This window comes from Pseudomonas sp. FP2196 (assembly GCF_030687715.1).
Taxonomy (GTDB): domain Bacteria; phylum Pseudomonadota; class Gammaproteobacteria; order Pseudomonadales; family Pseudomonadaceae; genus Aquipseudomonas.
This window is the reverse complement of sequence record NZ_CP117445.1, coordinates 6046625-6061552: the sequence shown is the minus strand read 5'-3', so window position 1 is coordinate 6061552 and position 14928 is coordinate 6046625. Positions and strand designations below refer to the sequence as shown.

At 59.8% G+C, this 14928-nt stretch carries 15 protein-coding genes; 4 read left to right on the top strand and 11 right to left on the bottom strand.

What is annotated here, in order from left to right; genetic code table 11:
* Positions 1-21: 21 nt before the first annotated feature.
* The 5 genes from recG to exbB all read right to left on the bottom strand — a co-directional run bounded on the left by recG (position 22) and on the right by exbB (position 5445).
* The gene (recG, locus tag PSH79_RS27310) at positions 22-2097 is read right to left on the bottom strand and encodes an ATP-dependent DNA helicase RecG (protein ID WP_305440489.1); all 2076 of its coding nucleotides are present in this window, start codon (positions 2095-2097) and stop codon (positions 22-24) included.
* Between the two features lie 9 nt (positions 2098-2106).
* Complete coding sequence (locus tag PSH79_RS27305) at positions 2107-3036, bottom strand: hydrogen peroxide-inducible genes activator (RefSeq protein ID WP_007920331.1); 930 nt, start codon at positions 3034-3036, stop codon at positions 2107-2109.
* A 277-nt stretch (positions 3037-3313) separates the two neighbouring features.
* Positions 3314-4060 carry an energy transducer TonB gene (locus tag PSH79_RS27300; protein ID WP_305440488.1) on the bottom strand — a complete coding sequence of 249 codons (747 nt, stop codon included), beginning with the start codon at positions 4058-4060 and terminating at the stop codon, positions 3314-3316.
* Positions 4057-4485, bottom strand: a complete 429-nt coding sequence (exbD, locus tag PSH79_RS27295; protein ID WP_305440487.1) for a TonB system transport protein ExbD — start codon at positions 4483-4485, stop codon at positions 4057-4059. The genes PSH79_RS27300 and exbD overlap by 4 nt, the downstream gene beginning before the upstream one ends.
* 6 nt (positions 4486-4491) lie before the next feature.
* Complete coding sequence (exbB, locus tag PSH79_RS27290; RefSeq protein ID WP_305440486.1) at positions 4492-5445, bottom strand: tonB-system energizer ExbB; 954 nt, start codon at positions 5443-5445, stop codon at positions 4492-4494.
* A gap of 188 nt (positions 5446-5633) precedes the next feature.
* Here exbB and PSH79_RS27285 point away from each other — a divergent pair, with 188 nt between their 5' ends.
* Positions 5634-6491, top strand: a complete 858-nt coding sequence (locus PSH79_RS27285) for an SDR family oxidoreductase (protein WP_305440485.1) — start codon at positions 5634-5636, stop codon at positions 6489-6491.
* Between the two features lie 140 nt (positions 6492-6631).
* On the opposite strand, the gene PSH79_RS27280 is transcribed toward PSH79_RS27285, so the two are convergent.
* The 6 genes from PSH79_RS27280 to PSH79_RS27255 form a co-directional block, all read right to left on the bottom strand.
* The gene (locus tag PSH79_RS27280) at positions 6632-7372 is read right to left on the bottom strand and encodes a hypothetical protein (RefSeq protein WP_305440483.1); all 741 of its coding nucleotides are present in this window, start codon (positions 7370-7372) and stop codon (positions 6632-6634) included.
* 69 nt (positions 7373-7441) lie between these two features.
* On the bottom strand, positions 7442-7822 hold the full coding sequence (locus PSH79_RS27275) for a RidA family protein (RefSeq protein ID WP_003229509.1): 381 nt from the start codon (positions 7820-7822) through the stop codon (positions 7442-7444).
* A 24-nt stretch (positions 7823-7846) separates the two neighbouring features.
* Positions 7847-9952, bottom strand: a complete 2106-nt coding sequence (gene spoT / locus PSH79_RS27270) for a bifunctional GTP diphosphokinase/guanosine-3',5'-bis pyrophosphate 3'-pyrophosphohydrolase (RefSeq protein ID WP_187680340.1) — start codon at positions 9950-9952, stop codon at positions 7847-7849.
* A 57-nt stretch (positions 9953-10009) separates the two neighbouring features.
* Positions 10010-10273: a DNA-directed RNA polymerase subunit omega gene (gene rpoZ / locus PSH79_RS27265; protein WP_007894670.1), complete on the bottom strand. Its 264-nt coding sequence runs from the start codon at positions 10271-10273 to the stop codon at positions 10010-10012.
* Between the two features lie 167 nt (positions 10274-10440).
* A complete protein-coding gene (gene gmk, locus PSH79_RS27260; protein WP_187680341.1) occupies positions 10441-11061 on the bottom strand; it encodes a guanylate kinase in 621 nt (206 codons plus the stop codon).
* 12 nt (positions 11062-11073) lie between these two features.
* Positions 11074-11937: a YicC/YloC family endoribonuclease gene (locus PSH79_RS27255; protein ID WP_305444108.1), complete on the bottom strand. Its 864-nt coding sequence runs from the start codon at positions 11935-11937 to the stop codon at positions 11074-11076.
* Between the two features lie 270 nt (positions 11938-12207).
* Here PSH79_RS27255 and rph point away from each other — a divergent pair, with 270 nt between their 5' ends.
* From rph to gltS, 3 genes are all read left to right on the top strand, one after another.
* Entirely contained in the window at positions 12208-12930 is a 723-nt protein-coding gene (gene rph / locus PSH79_RS27250; protein ID WP_027610407.1) for a ribonuclease PH, read from the top strand.
* Between the two features lie 28 nt (positions 12931-12958).
* Complete coding sequence (locus tag PSH79_RS27245) at positions 12959-13327, top strand: DUF4870 domain-containing protein (RefSeq protein WP_305440481.1); 369 nt, start codon at positions 12959-12961, stop codon at positions 13325-13327.
* A 387-nt stretch (positions 13328-13714) separates the two neighbouring features.
* Entirely contained in the window at positions 13715-14923 is a 1209-nt protein-coding gene (gene gltS / locus PSH79_RS27240; protein ID WP_305440480.1) for a sodium/glutamate symporter, read from the top strand.
* The last annotated feature ends 5 nt before the right edge of the window (positions 14924-14928 follow it).

The window sequence follows — 14928 nt, the reverse complement described above, 5'->3', positions numbered from 1 at the left end:
GTTCAGAAACTGCGACGGTGCTCACACTTGGCCGTATTGCTGCCCATGGCGCAGCCAGCGGTCGAGCAATGGGCTGACGTGCGTCGGCCAGCGTTCCAGCAAAGCTTGCGCTGCATCGCGCACGGCGGGCAGAAGGTCGGCGTCGCGCATCAGGTCGGCGACCTTGAATTGCAGCAGGCCGGTCTGACGGGTGCCGAGCATTTCGCCGGGGCCGCGCAGTTCGAGGTCTTTTTCGGCGATGACGAAACCGTCATTGGTCTCGCGCATGATGCCCAGACGCTGGCGACCGATCTGTGACAACGGCGGATGGTAGAGCAGCACGCAATGGCTGGCAGCGCTGCCCCGACCGACACGGCCGCGCAATTGGTGCAGCTGGGCGAGGCCAAGGCGTTCAGGGTTTTCGATGATCATCAGGCTGGCGTTGGGCACGTCGACGCCGACTTCGATCACGGTGGTGGCGACCAGCAGTTGCAGGTTGCCGGCCTTGAATTCAGCCATGACCGCGGCTTTTTCGGCAGGCTTCATGCGCCCGTGGATCAGCCCGACTTTCAGTTCGCCGAGGGCGGCGGTGAGGTCTTCGAAGGTGGTTTCGGCAGCCTGGCAGGTCAGCTCTTCCGACTCTTCAATCAACGTGCACACCCAATAGGCCTGACGCCCTTCGGCGCAGGCACCGCGCACCCGTTCGATGACTTCGACGCGGCGGGTATCGGTGACCAGCACGGTGTTGACCGGGGTTCGACCGGGCGGCAATTCGTCGAGGATCGAGGTGTCGAGGTCGGCGTAGGCGCTCATCGCCAGCGTCCGTGGAATCGGTGTGGCGGTCATGATCAATTGATGCGGGCACATGCGCCCGCCGACGCCTTTCTGCCGCAGCGCCAGACGTTGCTGGACGCCGAAACGGTGTTGTTCGTCGATGATCACCAGCGCGAGGTTCTTGAACTGTACTTCGTCCTGGAACAGCGCGTGGGTGCCGACCACCATCGGCGTGCCGCTGGCGATCTGTTCCAGCGCAGCGACGCGGTTCTTGCCCTTGAGCTTGCCGGCCAGCCACGCGACTTCAATACCCAGCGGTTCGAGCCAGCGCTTGAAGGTGATGAAGTGTTGTTCGGCGAGGATCTCGGTCGGCGCCATCAGTGCGACCTGATAACCCGCCTCTAGCGCTTGCAATGCGGCGAGGGCGGCGACCACGGTTTTACCCGCGCCGACGTCGCCCTGAATCAGCCGCAGCATCGGTTCGTGCTGACTGAGGTCGTAGGCGATTTCGTTGCCGACGCGCTGTTGCGCGCCAGTCGGGTTGAAGCCAAGGTTGGCCAGATATTTCGGTGGCAGCTTTTTCGCTTTCGGCATCGCCGGCGCGCGCAGCGAACGCATGCTTTCGCGCAGGCGTTGCTGGGACAGTTGATGCGTCAAAAGCTCTTCGAAGGCGAGGCGATGCTGGGCCCAGTGATGACCGAGGGCGAGCTCGTCGACATCGGCATCGGCGGGCGGGTTGTGCAGGTAGCGGATCGCGTCGGCCAGCGGCGCCAGTTGATAGTCGCGGGCCAGTTCGGTCGGCAGCCAGTCGGGCAGGGTGTCAGGCTTGAGCATCGTCAGCGTTTGCATGCACAACTGACGCAGACGCGCCTGGGTCAGGCCTTCGGTCAGCGGATAGACCGGGGTCAGTGTTTCATCCACTGGCGGCGGCTCGTCGCCGGTGATGGCGCGGTATTCCGGGTGGTAGATTTCCAGACCCGACGCGCCGGGCCGGGCTTCGCCGTAGCAGCGAACCCGCGTGCCGCGCTTGAGGCCTTCTTTCTGTGCGTTGCTGAAATGGTAGAAGCGCAGACTGAGGCCGCCAGTACCGTCCTGCAAGCGCACGACGAGACTGCGGCGACGGCCCATGACCACATCGGCGCCGCTGACGGTGCCTTCGACCACGGCATCCTGCCCCGGTCGCAGCGCACCGATCGGCACCACGCGGGTACGATCCTGATAACGCAGCGGCAGGTGAAACAGCACGTCCTGAAGGTTTTCCAGGCCGACCTTGGCCAATTTCTCGGCCATGGCTTCGCCGACACCCTTGAGTGCCGTCACCGACACTTGCGACAGCTCCGTCATGACACTCGCTTAACCGGCTGTAACCGGTGCCGCTGGCTTGGCCACCGAACACAGGCGAATGGAGTCGGCGAGGATCTCGATGGCTTTGGGCCGTGGGAAACTCGCGCGCCAGGCAATCGCCACGGTGCGGAACGGCACCGGCGGCGACAGCGGACGCACTTCGATCACGCCCGGGGCATAGTGATGGCTGTCGACCGCCGACAGCGGCAGGATCGAGATGCCCAAGCCAGAGGCAACCATATGGCGAATGGTTTCCAGCGAACTGGATTCGACCGTGGTGTGCTTGGCGCCGTCGTTGCCCTTGGTCAGGGTCGGGCAGGCTTCGAGCACCTGATCACGGAAGCAGTGACCTTCGCCGAGCAGCAGCAGGCTCTTGTCGTTGAGCAGGCCGGCGTCGATGGTTTCCTTTTGCGTCCAAGGGTGCTGGGCCGGCATCAGGACGTAAAACGGCTCGTCGTAGAGCGGCAGGGTCAGCACGTCGGCTTCGTTGAACGGCAGGGCGATGATGATCGCGTCGAGCTCGCCGTTGCGCAGTTTGTCGCGCAGCACGTGGGTGAAGTTTTCTTCGATGTACAACGGCATCTGCGGGGCGACCCGGTGCAGTTGCGGAATCAGGTGCGGGAACAGGTACGGGCCGACGGTGTAGATCGCGCCGACTTTCAGCGGGGCGGTCAGCTGGTTTTTGCCAGCCTGGGCCAGTTCGCGGATGCCTTGGGCCTGCTCGAGGACTTTTTGCGCCTGGGCGACGATGCCTTCGCCGACCGGTGTCAGGCGCACGGCGCTTTTGCTGCGTTCGAAAATCAGCACACCGAGTTCGTCTTCAAGCTTTTTCACGCCCACCGAAAGGGTCGGCTGGCTGACGTGGCAACGCTCGGCCGCGTGGCCGAAATGCTGCTCTTGGGCGAGGGTAACGATGTAGCGTAATTCTGTGAGGGTCATAGCAAGCGTCCATGAAGATGCGGGCCAAGCATACCGGCTGCGATCGATAGACGCACGTTATCAGACTGAGGGAGGAGTGCGACACCGGGCAATGTGGGTTTGCCGTGGATAGATATGCAAAAGGCACCTTTCGGTGCCTTTTTGAATTGGTCATCCGGCCAGCGGAGAACCATTGTGGGAGCGAGCCTGCTCGCGAAAGCGGTAGGTCAGACAAAAATGTGATGACTGACATGGCCCTTCGCGAGCAGGCTCGCTCCTACAGGTCTTGCGGTGTTGCTTAGCGACGGCGTTCCAGCGAGTAAACAAATGGCGCAACAATTTCGATCGAGCCATTGGTCAACATGTCAGCCGGTGGCTTGGGCAGCGGCTGCGCGCGGCGGATCATTTCCAGGGTGGCCCGGTCCAGATCGGCGTTGCCGGAGCGGCCCACCAGTTCGAACGACAGCACGTTGCCTTCGCCATCGACCACGAAACGCAGTCGGTTCAAACCTTCCTTGCCCCGTGCCTGAGCACTGGCCGGGTACTTTTTGTACTTGGCCAGATGCGCGAGCAGGGTGCCTTGCCAACTGGCCTTGGCGGCCAACTGTGCCGGCGACGGGCCCGGCGCCGGTGCCGCGGATTTCTCCGTCGGCGCCGGAGTCGGTGGCGTGTCGGCCGGTTTTTCCTCGGATGGTTTTTCCTTCGGCGGATCGGGCAGCTTTTTCTCGATCGGCTTCGGCGGTTTGGGCTTTGGCTTCGGTTTGGGTTTCTGTACTGCGATTTCGGCTTTCGGCGCTTCGGCCAATTTCGGAATCGGCAGCTCTTCGACCGGCGCAGGTGGCTGCGGTGGCGTGACGACTTTCGGCGGTGCAGGCGGTGGCGGGGCCGGAACCGGTGCCAGCTCGACCATCATTGCCTGAGGCGGCAATTCGATGGGCGGGCGGGTCGTCCAGTTCAGCGCCAGCGCGATGGCCAGCGCGTGGACGCCCAGCACCACGGCCAGGCTACCGCTGTAACGCGTCAGCTTATGGCGCGTGGTGATCATTTCTTGACTGTGCTCTCGAGTCCGACCAGACCGACCTTCAGGTAGCCTGCTGCACGCAGGTTATCCATCACGCTCATCAGGTCGCCGTAATCCACGCCTTTGTCAGCCTGGAAGAAGATGGTGGTGTCTTTCTTGCCTTTGGTGCGCGCGTCGAGGGTGGCGCCCAGTGCTTCAGGCTTCACTTCGTCTTCGCCGAGGAACAGGCGCTGGTCAGCCTTGACGCTGAGGAACACCGGTTTCTCTGGCCGCGGCGCCGGTTTGGCGGTCGAGGCAGGCAGGTCGACTTTGATGTCCACCGTGGCCAGTGGAGCGGCCACCATGAAGATGATCAACAGCACCAGCATCACGTCGATGAACGGCGTGACGTTGATTTCGTGGTTCTCGGCCAGATCGTCGTCTGCGCCTTCTTTCAAATGCAGGCCCATGGCCGATTACCCCACTTTCACCATGTGCGGTTGCGAGCTGCGCTCAGGCTGGTGATCGAGGTCGCGGCTGACCAGCAGCAGGACTTCTGCCGAGGCGTCGGAGACCTGCGCCTTGTAACCGGCGATGGAGCGGGCGAACACGTTGTAGATCACAACCGCAGGAATCGCAGCAACCAGACCCAGTGCGGTGGCCAGCAGTGCTTCAGCAATGCCTGGGGCCACGACGGCGAGGTTGGTGGTCTGGGTTTTGGCAATGCCGATGAAGGAGTTCATGATGCCCCACACGGTGCCGAACAGGCCCACGAACGGCGCGGTGGAACCGATGGTGGCGAGGACGCCGGTGCCGCTGCTCATGTTGCGACCACAAGCGGCAACCAGACGCTCGAGACGGAAGCTGACGCGCTCCTTGATGCCTTCTTTCTCGCGGCTGTTGGTCGACAGGCGCATCTCTTCAAGGGCGTCGTGGACCAGCAGATTGGCGAGGGTGCCTTCTTTCGCGGCAGTGGTGCTGGCTTCTTTAAGGGTGGTGGCTTTCTTCAGCGCGGCGATTTCACCCCGCAGACGACGCTTGGCGCCCATCAGCTCGAAGCCCTTGGCGATCCAGATGGTCCAGGTGATGATCGAAGCAATGGCCAGACCGATCATCACGATTTTCACGATGATGTCGGCGTTCTGGTACATGCCCCATGGCGACAGGTCGTGAGCCATGCCCAGGGAGTTGTCGGCTTCGAGGACTTCAGGGGCGTCGGCAGCATCGACAGCCTGTACCGGATCAGTAGCGGCCGGGGTAGCCGGAGTGGCGGCAGGTGCGCTCTGCTCGGTGGCGGCTGGCGTCGCTGGCGCTTGTGCGTCGGCGAAAGCGGCGGTCGGTGCCAGCATCAGGCTGAGCAGCAGAGCCGCCAGAGCACTCCAGGCGCGAGGTCGGTTGGTTGGCGAAGCGGGGTTTTGATTACGTGTCATGCTGGCCGGACCTGAGATAGAAAAACGATGATGCTCTTCCAGGCCTCGTAAGGCCGAGAACAAAAGTGGCGTGCATTATTGCAAGTAATTCTTGTTAACAAAAGTAATAGAGTATCTTTTTTTCCTTGATTGCTAGCCGCACGTCTCCTGCCAAGGCTAGTCTGTCCCTTTCCGATGGGAGTTTTCTGATGTCCGCGCCTTCTGTTTTGATTGCCGGTTGTGGTGATGTCGGCAGTCGTCTGGCTACGCAATTGTTGACTGCTGGTTGGGAAGTTTATGGCTTGCGCCGCAACGTCTCGCGCTTGCCGGACGGTGTCATTGGTGTTGCCGGCGACCTGTTCAATGAAGACTGCCCGGCGACCTGGCCCGTCGGTGCGGTGGATTACCTGGTGTATTGCGCCGCTGCCACCGATCACGATGAGGCCGGTTATCGCGCGGCTTATGTGCAGGGTTTGCAGAACGTGCTGAGCTGGCTGGACGACTATGGGCAAGTGCCTGAGCGCCTGATCTTCGTGTCCAGCAGCAGTGTCTACGGGCAGTTGGACGGTGAGTGGGTGGATGAGACCTCAGAGACCGTCGCTACTGGTTATTCAGGGCGACTGATGCTCGAAGCCGAGCAGGTGGCACTCAATAGCGTCATCCCTGCGAGCGTCCTGCGTCTGACTGGTATCTACGGGCCGGGCCGTGAGTGGCTGCTGACGCAGGTGCGTCGTGGTTATCGTGTCGCAGTTGATCCGCCGTTGTATGGCAATCGCATACATGCCGATGACGCGGCGCGATTGCTGGCGTTTTTGCTGGAGAAGGATCGGCAGGGCGTGAAGCTGGAGGATTTCTACATTGGCGTCGACGATGCGCCGGCGCCGTTGGCCGAAGTGGTGGGCTGGTTGCGAGAGTATCTGGGCGTTACCGAATGGGCGGAAGATGCCAGCGTACGTCGCACAGGCAGCAAGCGTTGCAGCAATGCACGGGCGAAAGCGTTGGGCTGGACCCCGAAGTATCCAAGTTACCGCGAAGGTTACGCGGCGATCCTCGAAGGCAAGTGCTGACTTCCAGAACGCCACGAAACAACTGTAGGAGTGAGCCTGCTCGCGAAAGCGGATGAACATTCAACACATATGTCGACTGTTAAACCGCTATCGCGAGCAGGCTCACTCCTGCATGGGTTCGCTGCAATTTCAGCAACGGGTTATTGCTTCTCGAGCAGCCACTTGCGCTCACCCGGCGTGTACTGCGGCATTTCATCTGCCAGCGCGGTGTTCACGGCCTGGAAAATCTCCAGTTCCTTGCCCTTGCGCGCAAAGATGTAGGCATTGCCCTGACCGTTAAGCTGCAACCACATGTTGTCGTTGGTGCTGCTCATCGACGCGCAATCGCCTGCCAGGCACAACGCATAGCGATCGGCACCCGGCAAGCCGGAGACCTGGCCGTCGGCCTGGAACTGCACGCTGCCGCCTTCGCCTTGACCACTGGCAATTGTCCAGTTGCCGCCCATGTAGGCGGAATACAGCGCCCGTTCGAAACTGGCCCCGATGGGTGCGCCTTCCGGCACCGGAATCTGTGCACGGTCGAAGACCTGTTCCGGTTCGTTTTCGCTGGCGGCTTGCTGCAGTTGCCCGCCGTCGCGTTTCAGCTCGCTGGCGGAGCTGCCATAGAAGTCGACTTTCCAGGCGCCGGACTGTTCGCCCAGCAGCCGTCCTTCGACGTTCTCAAAACCGTTGGTATAGCGGGCCTGACCGGCCTTGGTGTTGACGTCCCACTCCAGGTTCGGGCCGTAGGCCTGAAGCGCTTCGCGCAGGGGGCCGCCCTTGGCTGCAGCATCGATCGCCACCTGGTTGATCCAGGTGCCGCTGATGTCACGGTCGGCAGGGTTGCTGGCGCAGCCGCCGAGGAAAATGGCGAGCAGCGGGAGAGCTAGCGCTTTGCGCATGGTGGAATCCTTTCAAAACCTTTTCTTGCTGAGCAGTCGGCGCGGCGTATGAAGGCCGCGCCGTGCGCATCACTCGATGACCAGAATGGCATCCATTTCAACCTGCGAACCCTTTGGCAGGGCAGCAACGCCAATGGCGGCGCGGGCCGGGTACGGCTGGTCGAAGTATTTGCCCATGATCTCGTTGACCTTGGCGAAGTGGCTCAGGTCGGTGAGGAAGATGTTCAGTTTGACGATGTCCTTGAACGAACCGCCGGCGGCTTCGGCCACGGCTTTGAGGTTCTCGAACACCTGGACGGTCTGGGCTTCGAAGCCTTCAACCAGTTCCATGGTTTTTGGGTCCAGCGGGATCTGGCCCGACATGTAGACGGTGTTGCCAGCCTTGATCGCCTGGGAGTAAGTGCCGATGGCGGCCGGGGCCTTGTCGCTGGTGATAACTGTCTTGGTCATGCATGACTCCTTGTAATGGTGGATTTATGCACGCATGCGGGTGATGCGGATCACTCCGGTCAGCGCGCGCAGTTTCTTGATCACACGGGCCAGGTGCACACGGTCGTGGACGCTGACCACCAGTTGGACGACGCTGATGCGACCATCGCGTTCGTCCATGCTGATTTTCTCGATATTGCCATCGGCTGCGTTGACGCTGCTGGCCAGCAGGGCGATCAGGCCGCGCTGGTGTTCCAGCTCGACACGCAGTTCGACGTTGAATTCGCCGGTGACATCCTTGGCCCACGAGAGCTGGATGCATTTTTCCGGGTTGTGCCGGATTTCGCTGATGTTGCGGCAGTTGTCCAGGTGCACGACCATGCCTTTGCCCGCGGACAGGTGCCCGACAATCGGGTCGCCCGGGATCGGCGTGCAGCATTTGGCGTAGCTGAGCACCAGACCTTCGGTGCCGCGAATGGCCAGTGGGCCTTCAGGGCTTGGCAGCTGTTCGCCTTCGCCAAGCAGGCGACGGGCGACCACGTAAGCCATGCGATTGCCCAGGCCAATGTCTTCGAGCAGGTCTTCGATCAGTTCGAGGCGGTATTCGGCGAGCATCGCCGCGACGCGCTCGGCCGGGATTTTTTCCAGCGCACTGTCGAAACCGTTGAGCACCTTGTTCAGCAGGCGTTCGCCGAGGCTGATCGACTCGGAGCGGCGTTGCAGTTTCAACGCATGGCGAATGTGCGTGCGCGCTTTGCCGGTAACCACAAAGTTGAGCCAGGCCGGGTTCGGTCGCGCGCCGGGAGCGCTGACGATCTCGACCGTGGAACCACTTTGCAGCGGTTCGGACAGCGGTGCGAGACGGCGGTTGATCCGGCAGGCGATGCAACTGTTGCCAACATCGGTGTGCACCGCGTAGGCGAAGTCGACCGCTGTGGAGCCTTTGGGCAGCTCCATGATCCGGCCTTTGGGCGTGAACACGTAGACCTCGTCCGGGAACAGGTCGATCTTCACGCTTTCGATGAATTCCAGCGAGTTGCCGGCCCGTTGCTGCATTTCCAGCACGCCTTTGACCCACTGACGGGCGCGGGCATGCGTGCCTTTCGGTTGCTCGTCACCGCTGGATTTGTACAGCCAATGGGCGGCGATGCCGTTGTTGGCCATCTCTTCCATTTCGCGGGTACGGATCTGGATCTCGATCGGCACACCGTGCATGCCGAACAGCGTGGTGTGCAGCGACTGATAGCCGTTGGCCTTGGGAATCGCGATGTAATCCTTGAAGCGTCCCGGCAACGGTTTGTACAAATTATGTACAGCACCCAGCACGCGGTAGCAGGTATCGACCTTGTCGACGATGATCCGGAACGCGTAGACGTCCATGATCTCGTTGAAGGCCCGACGCTTGCCGCGCATTTTCTTGTAGATGCCGTAGAGGTGTTTCTGACGACCGCTGACTTCGCCCTGAATGCCGTCGATGGCGAGGCAATGACCCAGGGATTCTTCGATCTTGTTGACAATTTCCTTGCGGTTGCCCCGGGCGCGTTTGACTGCCTGGTAGATGCGCGCGGAACGCATCGGGTGCATCGCCTTGAAGCCGAGGTCTTCGAACTCGATACGAATGGCGTGCATGCCCAGCCGGTTGGCGATGGGCGCGTAGATTTCGAGGGTTTCCTTGGCGATGCGCCGGCGCTTTTCGCCGGACAGCACTTCCAGCGTGCGCATGTTGTGCAGGCGGTCGGCGAGTTTGACCAGGATCACGCGAATGTCGCGCGCCATGGCCATGGCCATTTTCTGGAAGTTTTCAGCCTGGGCTTCGGCCTTGGTCTCGAAGTTCATCTGGGTCAGTTTGCTGACCCCGTCGACCAGTTCAGCCACGGTTTCACCGAACTGCGCTTGCAGCGCTTCTTTGGCGATACCAGTGTCTTCGATCACGTCATGCAGCATCGCCGCCATCAGGCTCTGATGGTCCATGTGCATGTCGGCAAGAATATTCGCCACCGCAAGAGGATGCGTGACGTACGCCTCGCCGCTGCGACGGCGTTGACCATCATGGGCTTGTTCGGCGTAGAAATACGCTCGGCGGACCAGGTTGACCTGGTCATTGCCGAGGTAGGTCGATAAGCGATCGGCGAGGGCGTCTATGCTCGGCATGATGACTCCTGCCGTTCGCTGTGACCCCGCGCCGTGCTACGTCGACCAGGCATAGGCTTAGACGGCCTCGTTGGACTCGTCCTCGAACGCTGCGAACAGCGGTTCGTCTTCGACGATTTCAGCGTTGGCGATGAACTCATAGCTCATCAGGCCTTCCGCGATTTCACGCAGCGCTACAACGGTAGGCTTGTCGTTTTCCCACTGAACCAGAGGCTCTTTGCCGCCGGTGGCCAGTTGACGGGCACGTTTGGTAGAGAGCATGACCAGCTCAAAACGGTTTTCCACGTGGTTCAGGCAGTCTTCAACGGTTACGCGGGCCATGGTATTCCTCGGAGCGAATGCAATATGCGCGCTGCCCGGTTGGGCGAGCGGACTGAACAGTTTAAAAAATCACCAGCGATTAGGGAAGCGCTGATTTTTTAACCAGACTCTTCAACGCGCTGCAAGTGCCAATGTAAAGCGCTTGCAGCGGTTTTGGGAAGTGCTGATTAGCCGAGCAATTCGGCCAGTAATTTACCGTGACGCTGTTGCTGACGTTTCTGGATCAACTGATTGGCACGGAAAATCGCCTGCAAATCGTCCAGCGCGTGGGCGAAATCGTCGTTGATGATCAGGTAGTCGTAGTCGACGTAGTGGCTCATCTCGCTGACGGCTTCGCGCATGCGCCCATCAATGATTTCGTCGCTGTCCTGGCCGCGATTGGTCAGGCGCTGATGCAGAGCCTGCAACGACGGCGGCAGGATGAAGATCGAACGTGCCTGCGGCATCAGCTTGCGTACTTGCTCGGCGCCTTGCCAATCGATTTCCAGAATCAGGTCGTGGCCTTCGTCCAGGGTTTGTTGCAGGTGGCTTTGCGAGGTGCCGTAGAGGTTGCCGAAGACTTCGGCGCGCTCGAGGAAATCACCGTGCTCGATCATCTTCACGAACTCGTTGCGCTCGACGAAGTGATAGTTCACGCCGTTCACCTCACCCGGGCGCATGGCGCGGGTGGTGTGGGAGATCGATACACGGATCTCCGGGTTGGCGTCGGTCAAAGCCTTGACCAGACTGCTTTTGCCCGCGCCCGATGGCGCGGAAATGATGTACAGGGTGCCGGTGCTGTGGGTCATGTCGGGGTAGCCTTACTCAATATTCTGCACTTGTTCGCGCATCTGCTCGATCAACACCTTGAGGTTGACGGCGGCTTGGGTGCTGCGCGGGTCAAAAGCCTTGGAGCCCAGTGTGTTGGCTTCGCGGTTGAGTTCCTGCATCAGGAAGTCCAGGCGACGTCCGGCCGCACCACCGGACTTCAGCACCCGGCGAACTTCAATGATGTGGGTGCTCAGGCGATCCAGTTCTTCGGCCACATCGCTTTTTTGCGCGAGCATGACCATTTCCTGTTCAAGGCGCTGCGGATCCAGCTCGGCCTTCATGTCGGTGAAGCGGTCGAGAACCTTCTGGCGCTGTGTGGCGAGCATCTGCGGAACCAGTTCACGCAGGGTCACAACGTCTTCTTCGATGGAAGTCAGGCGATCGTTGATCAGTCGCGCCAGTTCTGCGCCTTCACGCTCGCGACCGGCCTTGAGTTCTTTGAGCCCATGATTGAACAGAGCCAGGGCGTCGGCATTCAAGGCTTGCGGGTCACTTGCGTCAGCGACCAGAACCCCGGGCCAAGCCAGCACTTCCAGAGGGTTGAGGGCGGCAGGGTTCTTGATCAGGCCGGCAACGGTCTCTGCGGCGGCGACCAATTGTGCGGCGCGCTCACGATCGACTTGCAGCGGCTTGCCGGTGCTTTCTTCGGTGAACCGCAGGGTGCATTCCAGTTTGCCCCGCGACAGGCCCTGACGCAGCGCTTCACGTACGGCGCCCTCGAGCTCGCGAAAAGACTCCGGCAGGCGCAGGTGCGGCTCCAGATAGCGGCTGTTGACCGAGCGCAGTTCCCAGCTCAGGGTGCCTTGGGCGCCGGCTTTTTCGACGCGGGCGAAGGCGGTCATGCTGTGCACCATGGCGGTGACCTCGCAATGCAGATCGGCGCAGAACATGTGTCCCGCAGGCGCGATATGAATGAATTTAAGCCGACTGGCAGCAAAGGCGCAGGATTGTAGCGCAGTGCGGCGAAGGCGCCCAAACACACGGTGTGACAAAGGGCTGCAGCCCGTCGGTAATGCGTGTTTCAGGGCTTTCGGTCGTCGGCCTGTTTTTTTAACGAGTGCCCAGTGGCGGTGCAGCGCTCTATAATGCTCGGCAGTTTTCCGTCCCCAGTACAGGTATCTCCTATGAAACGTCCAAGTGGTCGCGCTGCCGATCAGCTCCGCTCGATCCGCATTACCCGCAACTACACCAAGCACGCCGAAGGATCGGTACTGGTCGAATTCGGTGATACCAAAGTCATCTGCACCGTCAGCGTCGAAAACGGCGTGCCGCGCTTCCTCAAGGGTCAGGGCCAAGGCTGGTTGACCGCTGAATACGGCATGCTGCCGCGCGCCACCGGCGAGCGTAACCAGCGTGAAGCGAGCCGTGGCAAGCAGGGCGGTCGCACCTTGGAAATCCAGCGCCTGATCGGCCGCTCCCTGCGTGCTGCTCTGGACATGTCCAAGCTGGGCGACGTGACCCTTTACGTCGATTGCGATGTGATCCAGGCCGACGGTGGCACCCGCACGGCGTCCATTACCGGCGCCATGGTTGCCTTGGTCGATGCGCTGAAAGTGATCAAGAAGCGTGGCGGCCTGAAAGGCGGCGACCCGCTCAAGCAAATGATCGGTGCCGTATCGGTTGGCATGTACCAGGGCGAGCCAGTACTGGATCTGGACTATCTTGAAGATTCCGCCGCCGAGACCGACCTCAATGTGGTGATGACCAGCACCGGTGGCTTCATCGAAGTGCAGGGCACCGCCGAAGGCGCGCCGTTCCAGCCTGAAGACTTGAACGCCATGCTGGAACTGGCCAAGAAAGGCATGAACGAGATCTTCGAACTGCAGAAGGCTGCACTGGCCGACTGAGCAGGTTCAAGCCCGCAAGGAGGACGCGATGAGTGATGAGCAAGAGCTGCTACCCAAACCGAGCCAACAGGTTCGCCAATGGGCGATGTTTTGTCACTTGTCCGCCTTGTTGGGGATCTGGATTCCGTTCGGCACGCTGATCGGGCCTTTGATCCTGTGGCAGATGAAGCGCGAGATGGACCCGTTCATCGATGCCCAGGGCAAAGAGGCACTGAATTTTCAGATTACCGTGGCGATTGCATCGGCGATCAGTATTTTGTTGATGTTGATCATCGTTGGTTTCTTTCTTTATGGCCTGGTGGCGATCGGCTCGATAGTGCTTGCGGTCATCGGCGGAGTGAAGGCCAATGAGGGGTTTCCTTATCGATATCCATTCACTTGGCGATTGATCAAATAACGATCAATGCATCCCCAAAAAATCGCGGAAGTTTAAAAAATGCCCTGACTTGTCGGGGCATTTGTATTTTTGCAAATCGAATAATTACTCTTTCATGTAGGAATAGTTCTATCTGCGACAAACGGTAGTAGCTGTTTTATATGTATTTCAACTATTACATCTTTAGTCACAACTGCAATGTGTAAGAGGCGGCTCTGTCCTTGGCAACAGGACTTGGCGATTGTTAAAGTTGCTTTGCGCAACATTGCTTCAGAAATATCTCGATATATTCAAGCCCATGAAGGTCTTTGAATTCCTCATCAATCAGTGTTGAGACGATCAGCCGATTCAATAGGCGTGCGCGGGTAAAAAGTTCGCCTGGTGAATATATAGTCAAGAATAATCCCAATGATTCAGCTCGATTTTTATGGAACGCTCGTGGCCGCCTCTCTAGTACTTTTACTGGGACGCGGACTTGTTGCACGGGTCGGTTTTCTGCGTAATTACAACATTCCTGAGCCCGTCGCCGGTGGCCTGGTGATTGCACTGATTTTATTGGTGTTGAGAACTTTTGATATAGAAATCCGATTCGATACTTCACTGCAAACGCCACTGATGTTGGCATTCTTTGCCACTATCGGTTTGAGCGCAGACTTTGCCAGCCTGAGGAAGGGCGGTCGCGTCGTGGGCATATTCTTGCTGGCGGTCGCCGGGCTTCTAGTGGTTCAGAACGCCTTGGGTATCGGTCTCGCCACAACGCTGGGACTTGATCCGTTGATGGGGCTGCTGACAGGTTCGATTACGCTGGCGGGCGGTCACGGTACGGGGGCTGCGTGGGGCGCGGTGTTCAGCGAGAAGTACGGTCTGGCCTCCGCGTCCGAACTCGCAATCGCCTCTGCTACATTCGGCCTGGTGTTGGGTGGTTTGATTGGTGGGCCGGTGGCTCGCCTGCTGATCAAGCGAGTTAAGGTGCCCGGTTGCCAGCCTCAAGAAACGCCACGGATGCCAAAAGGTTTTGAGCAGCCGAACAAAGAGCGCTCGATTACGCCCTTTTCGTTTATCGAGACACTGGCCCTGATTGCGGTCAGTTTATTGGCCGGCAATCTTCTGAATGGCTTTCTGCATGGAACCGCCTTCGAGTTGCCGACGTTTGTCTGCGTTTTGTTTGTAGGTGTGGTGTTGCGTAATGGACTGTCGGCGCTCGGTTTGTATCAGGTGTTCGAGCGTGAAGTTTCGGTGTTGGGCAATGTCAGCCTGTCGCTGTTTCTGTCGATTGCCTTGATGTCGCTCAAGTTGTGGGATCTGGCCGCTCTGGCGTTGCCGATCTTCATCATCCTGGCGGCGCAGACGTTGGTCATGGCGCTGTTTGCGATCTTCGTGACGTTCCGAATGATGGGCCGCAATTACGATGCGGCGGTATTGGCGGCGGGGCACTGCGGTTTTGGTCTGGGCGCAACGCCTACAGCCATCGCCAACATGCAGGCAGTGACGCAGCGCTACGGGCCTTCGCAGATTGCGTTTCTCGTGGTGCCAATGGTGGGGGCCTTCTTCATCGACATCATTAATGTCATCGTGATCAAGCTGTACCTCGCGCTACCTTTCTTTGCCACTGTTTGAGTCGT

Coding starts and splice junctions, on each gene's coding strand:
- PSH79_RS27305 (WP_007920331.1), bottom strand. CDS start 3,036: ATGACCCTCACAGAATTACGCTACATCGTTACCCTCGCCCAAGAGCAG.
- PSH79_RS27275 (WP_003229509.1), bottom strand. CDS start 7,822: ATGACCAAGACAGTTATCACCAGCGACAAGGCCCCGGCCGCCATCGGC.
- PSH79_RS27245 (WP_305440481.1), top strand. CDS start 12,959: ATGAGTGATGAGCAAGAGCTGCTACCCAAACCGAGCCAACAGGTTCGC.
- PSH79_RS27285 (WP_305440485.1), top strand. CDS start 5,634: ATGTCCGCGCCTTCTGTTTTGATTGCCGGTTGTGGTGATGTCGGCAGT.
- exbB (WP_305440486.1), bottom strand. CDS start 5,445: ATGACACGTAATCAAAACCCCGCTTCGCCAACCAACCGACCTCGCGCC.
- gmk (WP_187680341.1), bottom strand. CDS start 11,061: ATGACCCACAGCACCGGCACCCTGTACATCATTTCCGCGCCATCGGGC.
- exbD (WP_305440487.1), bottom strand. CDS start 4,485: ATGGGCCTGCATTTGAAAGAAGGCGCAGACGACGATCTGGCCGAGAAC.
- spoT (WP_187680340.1), bottom strand. CDS start 9,952: ATGCCGAGCATAGACGCCCTCGCCGATCGCTTATCGACCTACCTCGGC.
- gltS (WP_305440480.1), top strand. CDS start 13,715: ATGATTCAGCTCGATTTTTATGGAACGCTCGTGGCCGCCTCTCTAGTA.
- PSH79_RS27300 (WP_305440488.1), bottom strand. CDS start 4,060: ATGATCACCACGCGCCATAAGCTGACGCGTTACAGCGGTAGCCTGGCC.
- rph (WP_027610407.1), top strand. CDS start 12,208: ATGAAACGTCCAAGTGGTCGCGCTGCCGATCAGCTCCGCTCGATCCGC.
- rpoZ (WP_007894670.1), bottom strand. CDS start 10,273: ATGGCCCGCGTAACCGTTGAAGACTGCCTGAACCACGTGGAAAACCGT.
- PSH79_RS27255 (WP_305444108.1), bottom strand. CDS start 11,937: ATGGTGCACAGCATGACCGCCTTCGCCCGCGTCGAAAAAGCCGGCGCC.
- recG (WP_305440489.1), bottom strand. CDS start 2,097: ATGACGGAGCTGTCGCAAGTGTCGGTGACGGCACTCAAGGGTGTCGGC.
- PSH79_RS27280 (WP_305440483.1), bottom strand. CDS start 7,372: ATGCGCAAAGCGCTAGCTCTCCCGCTGCTCGCCATTTTCCTCGGCGGC.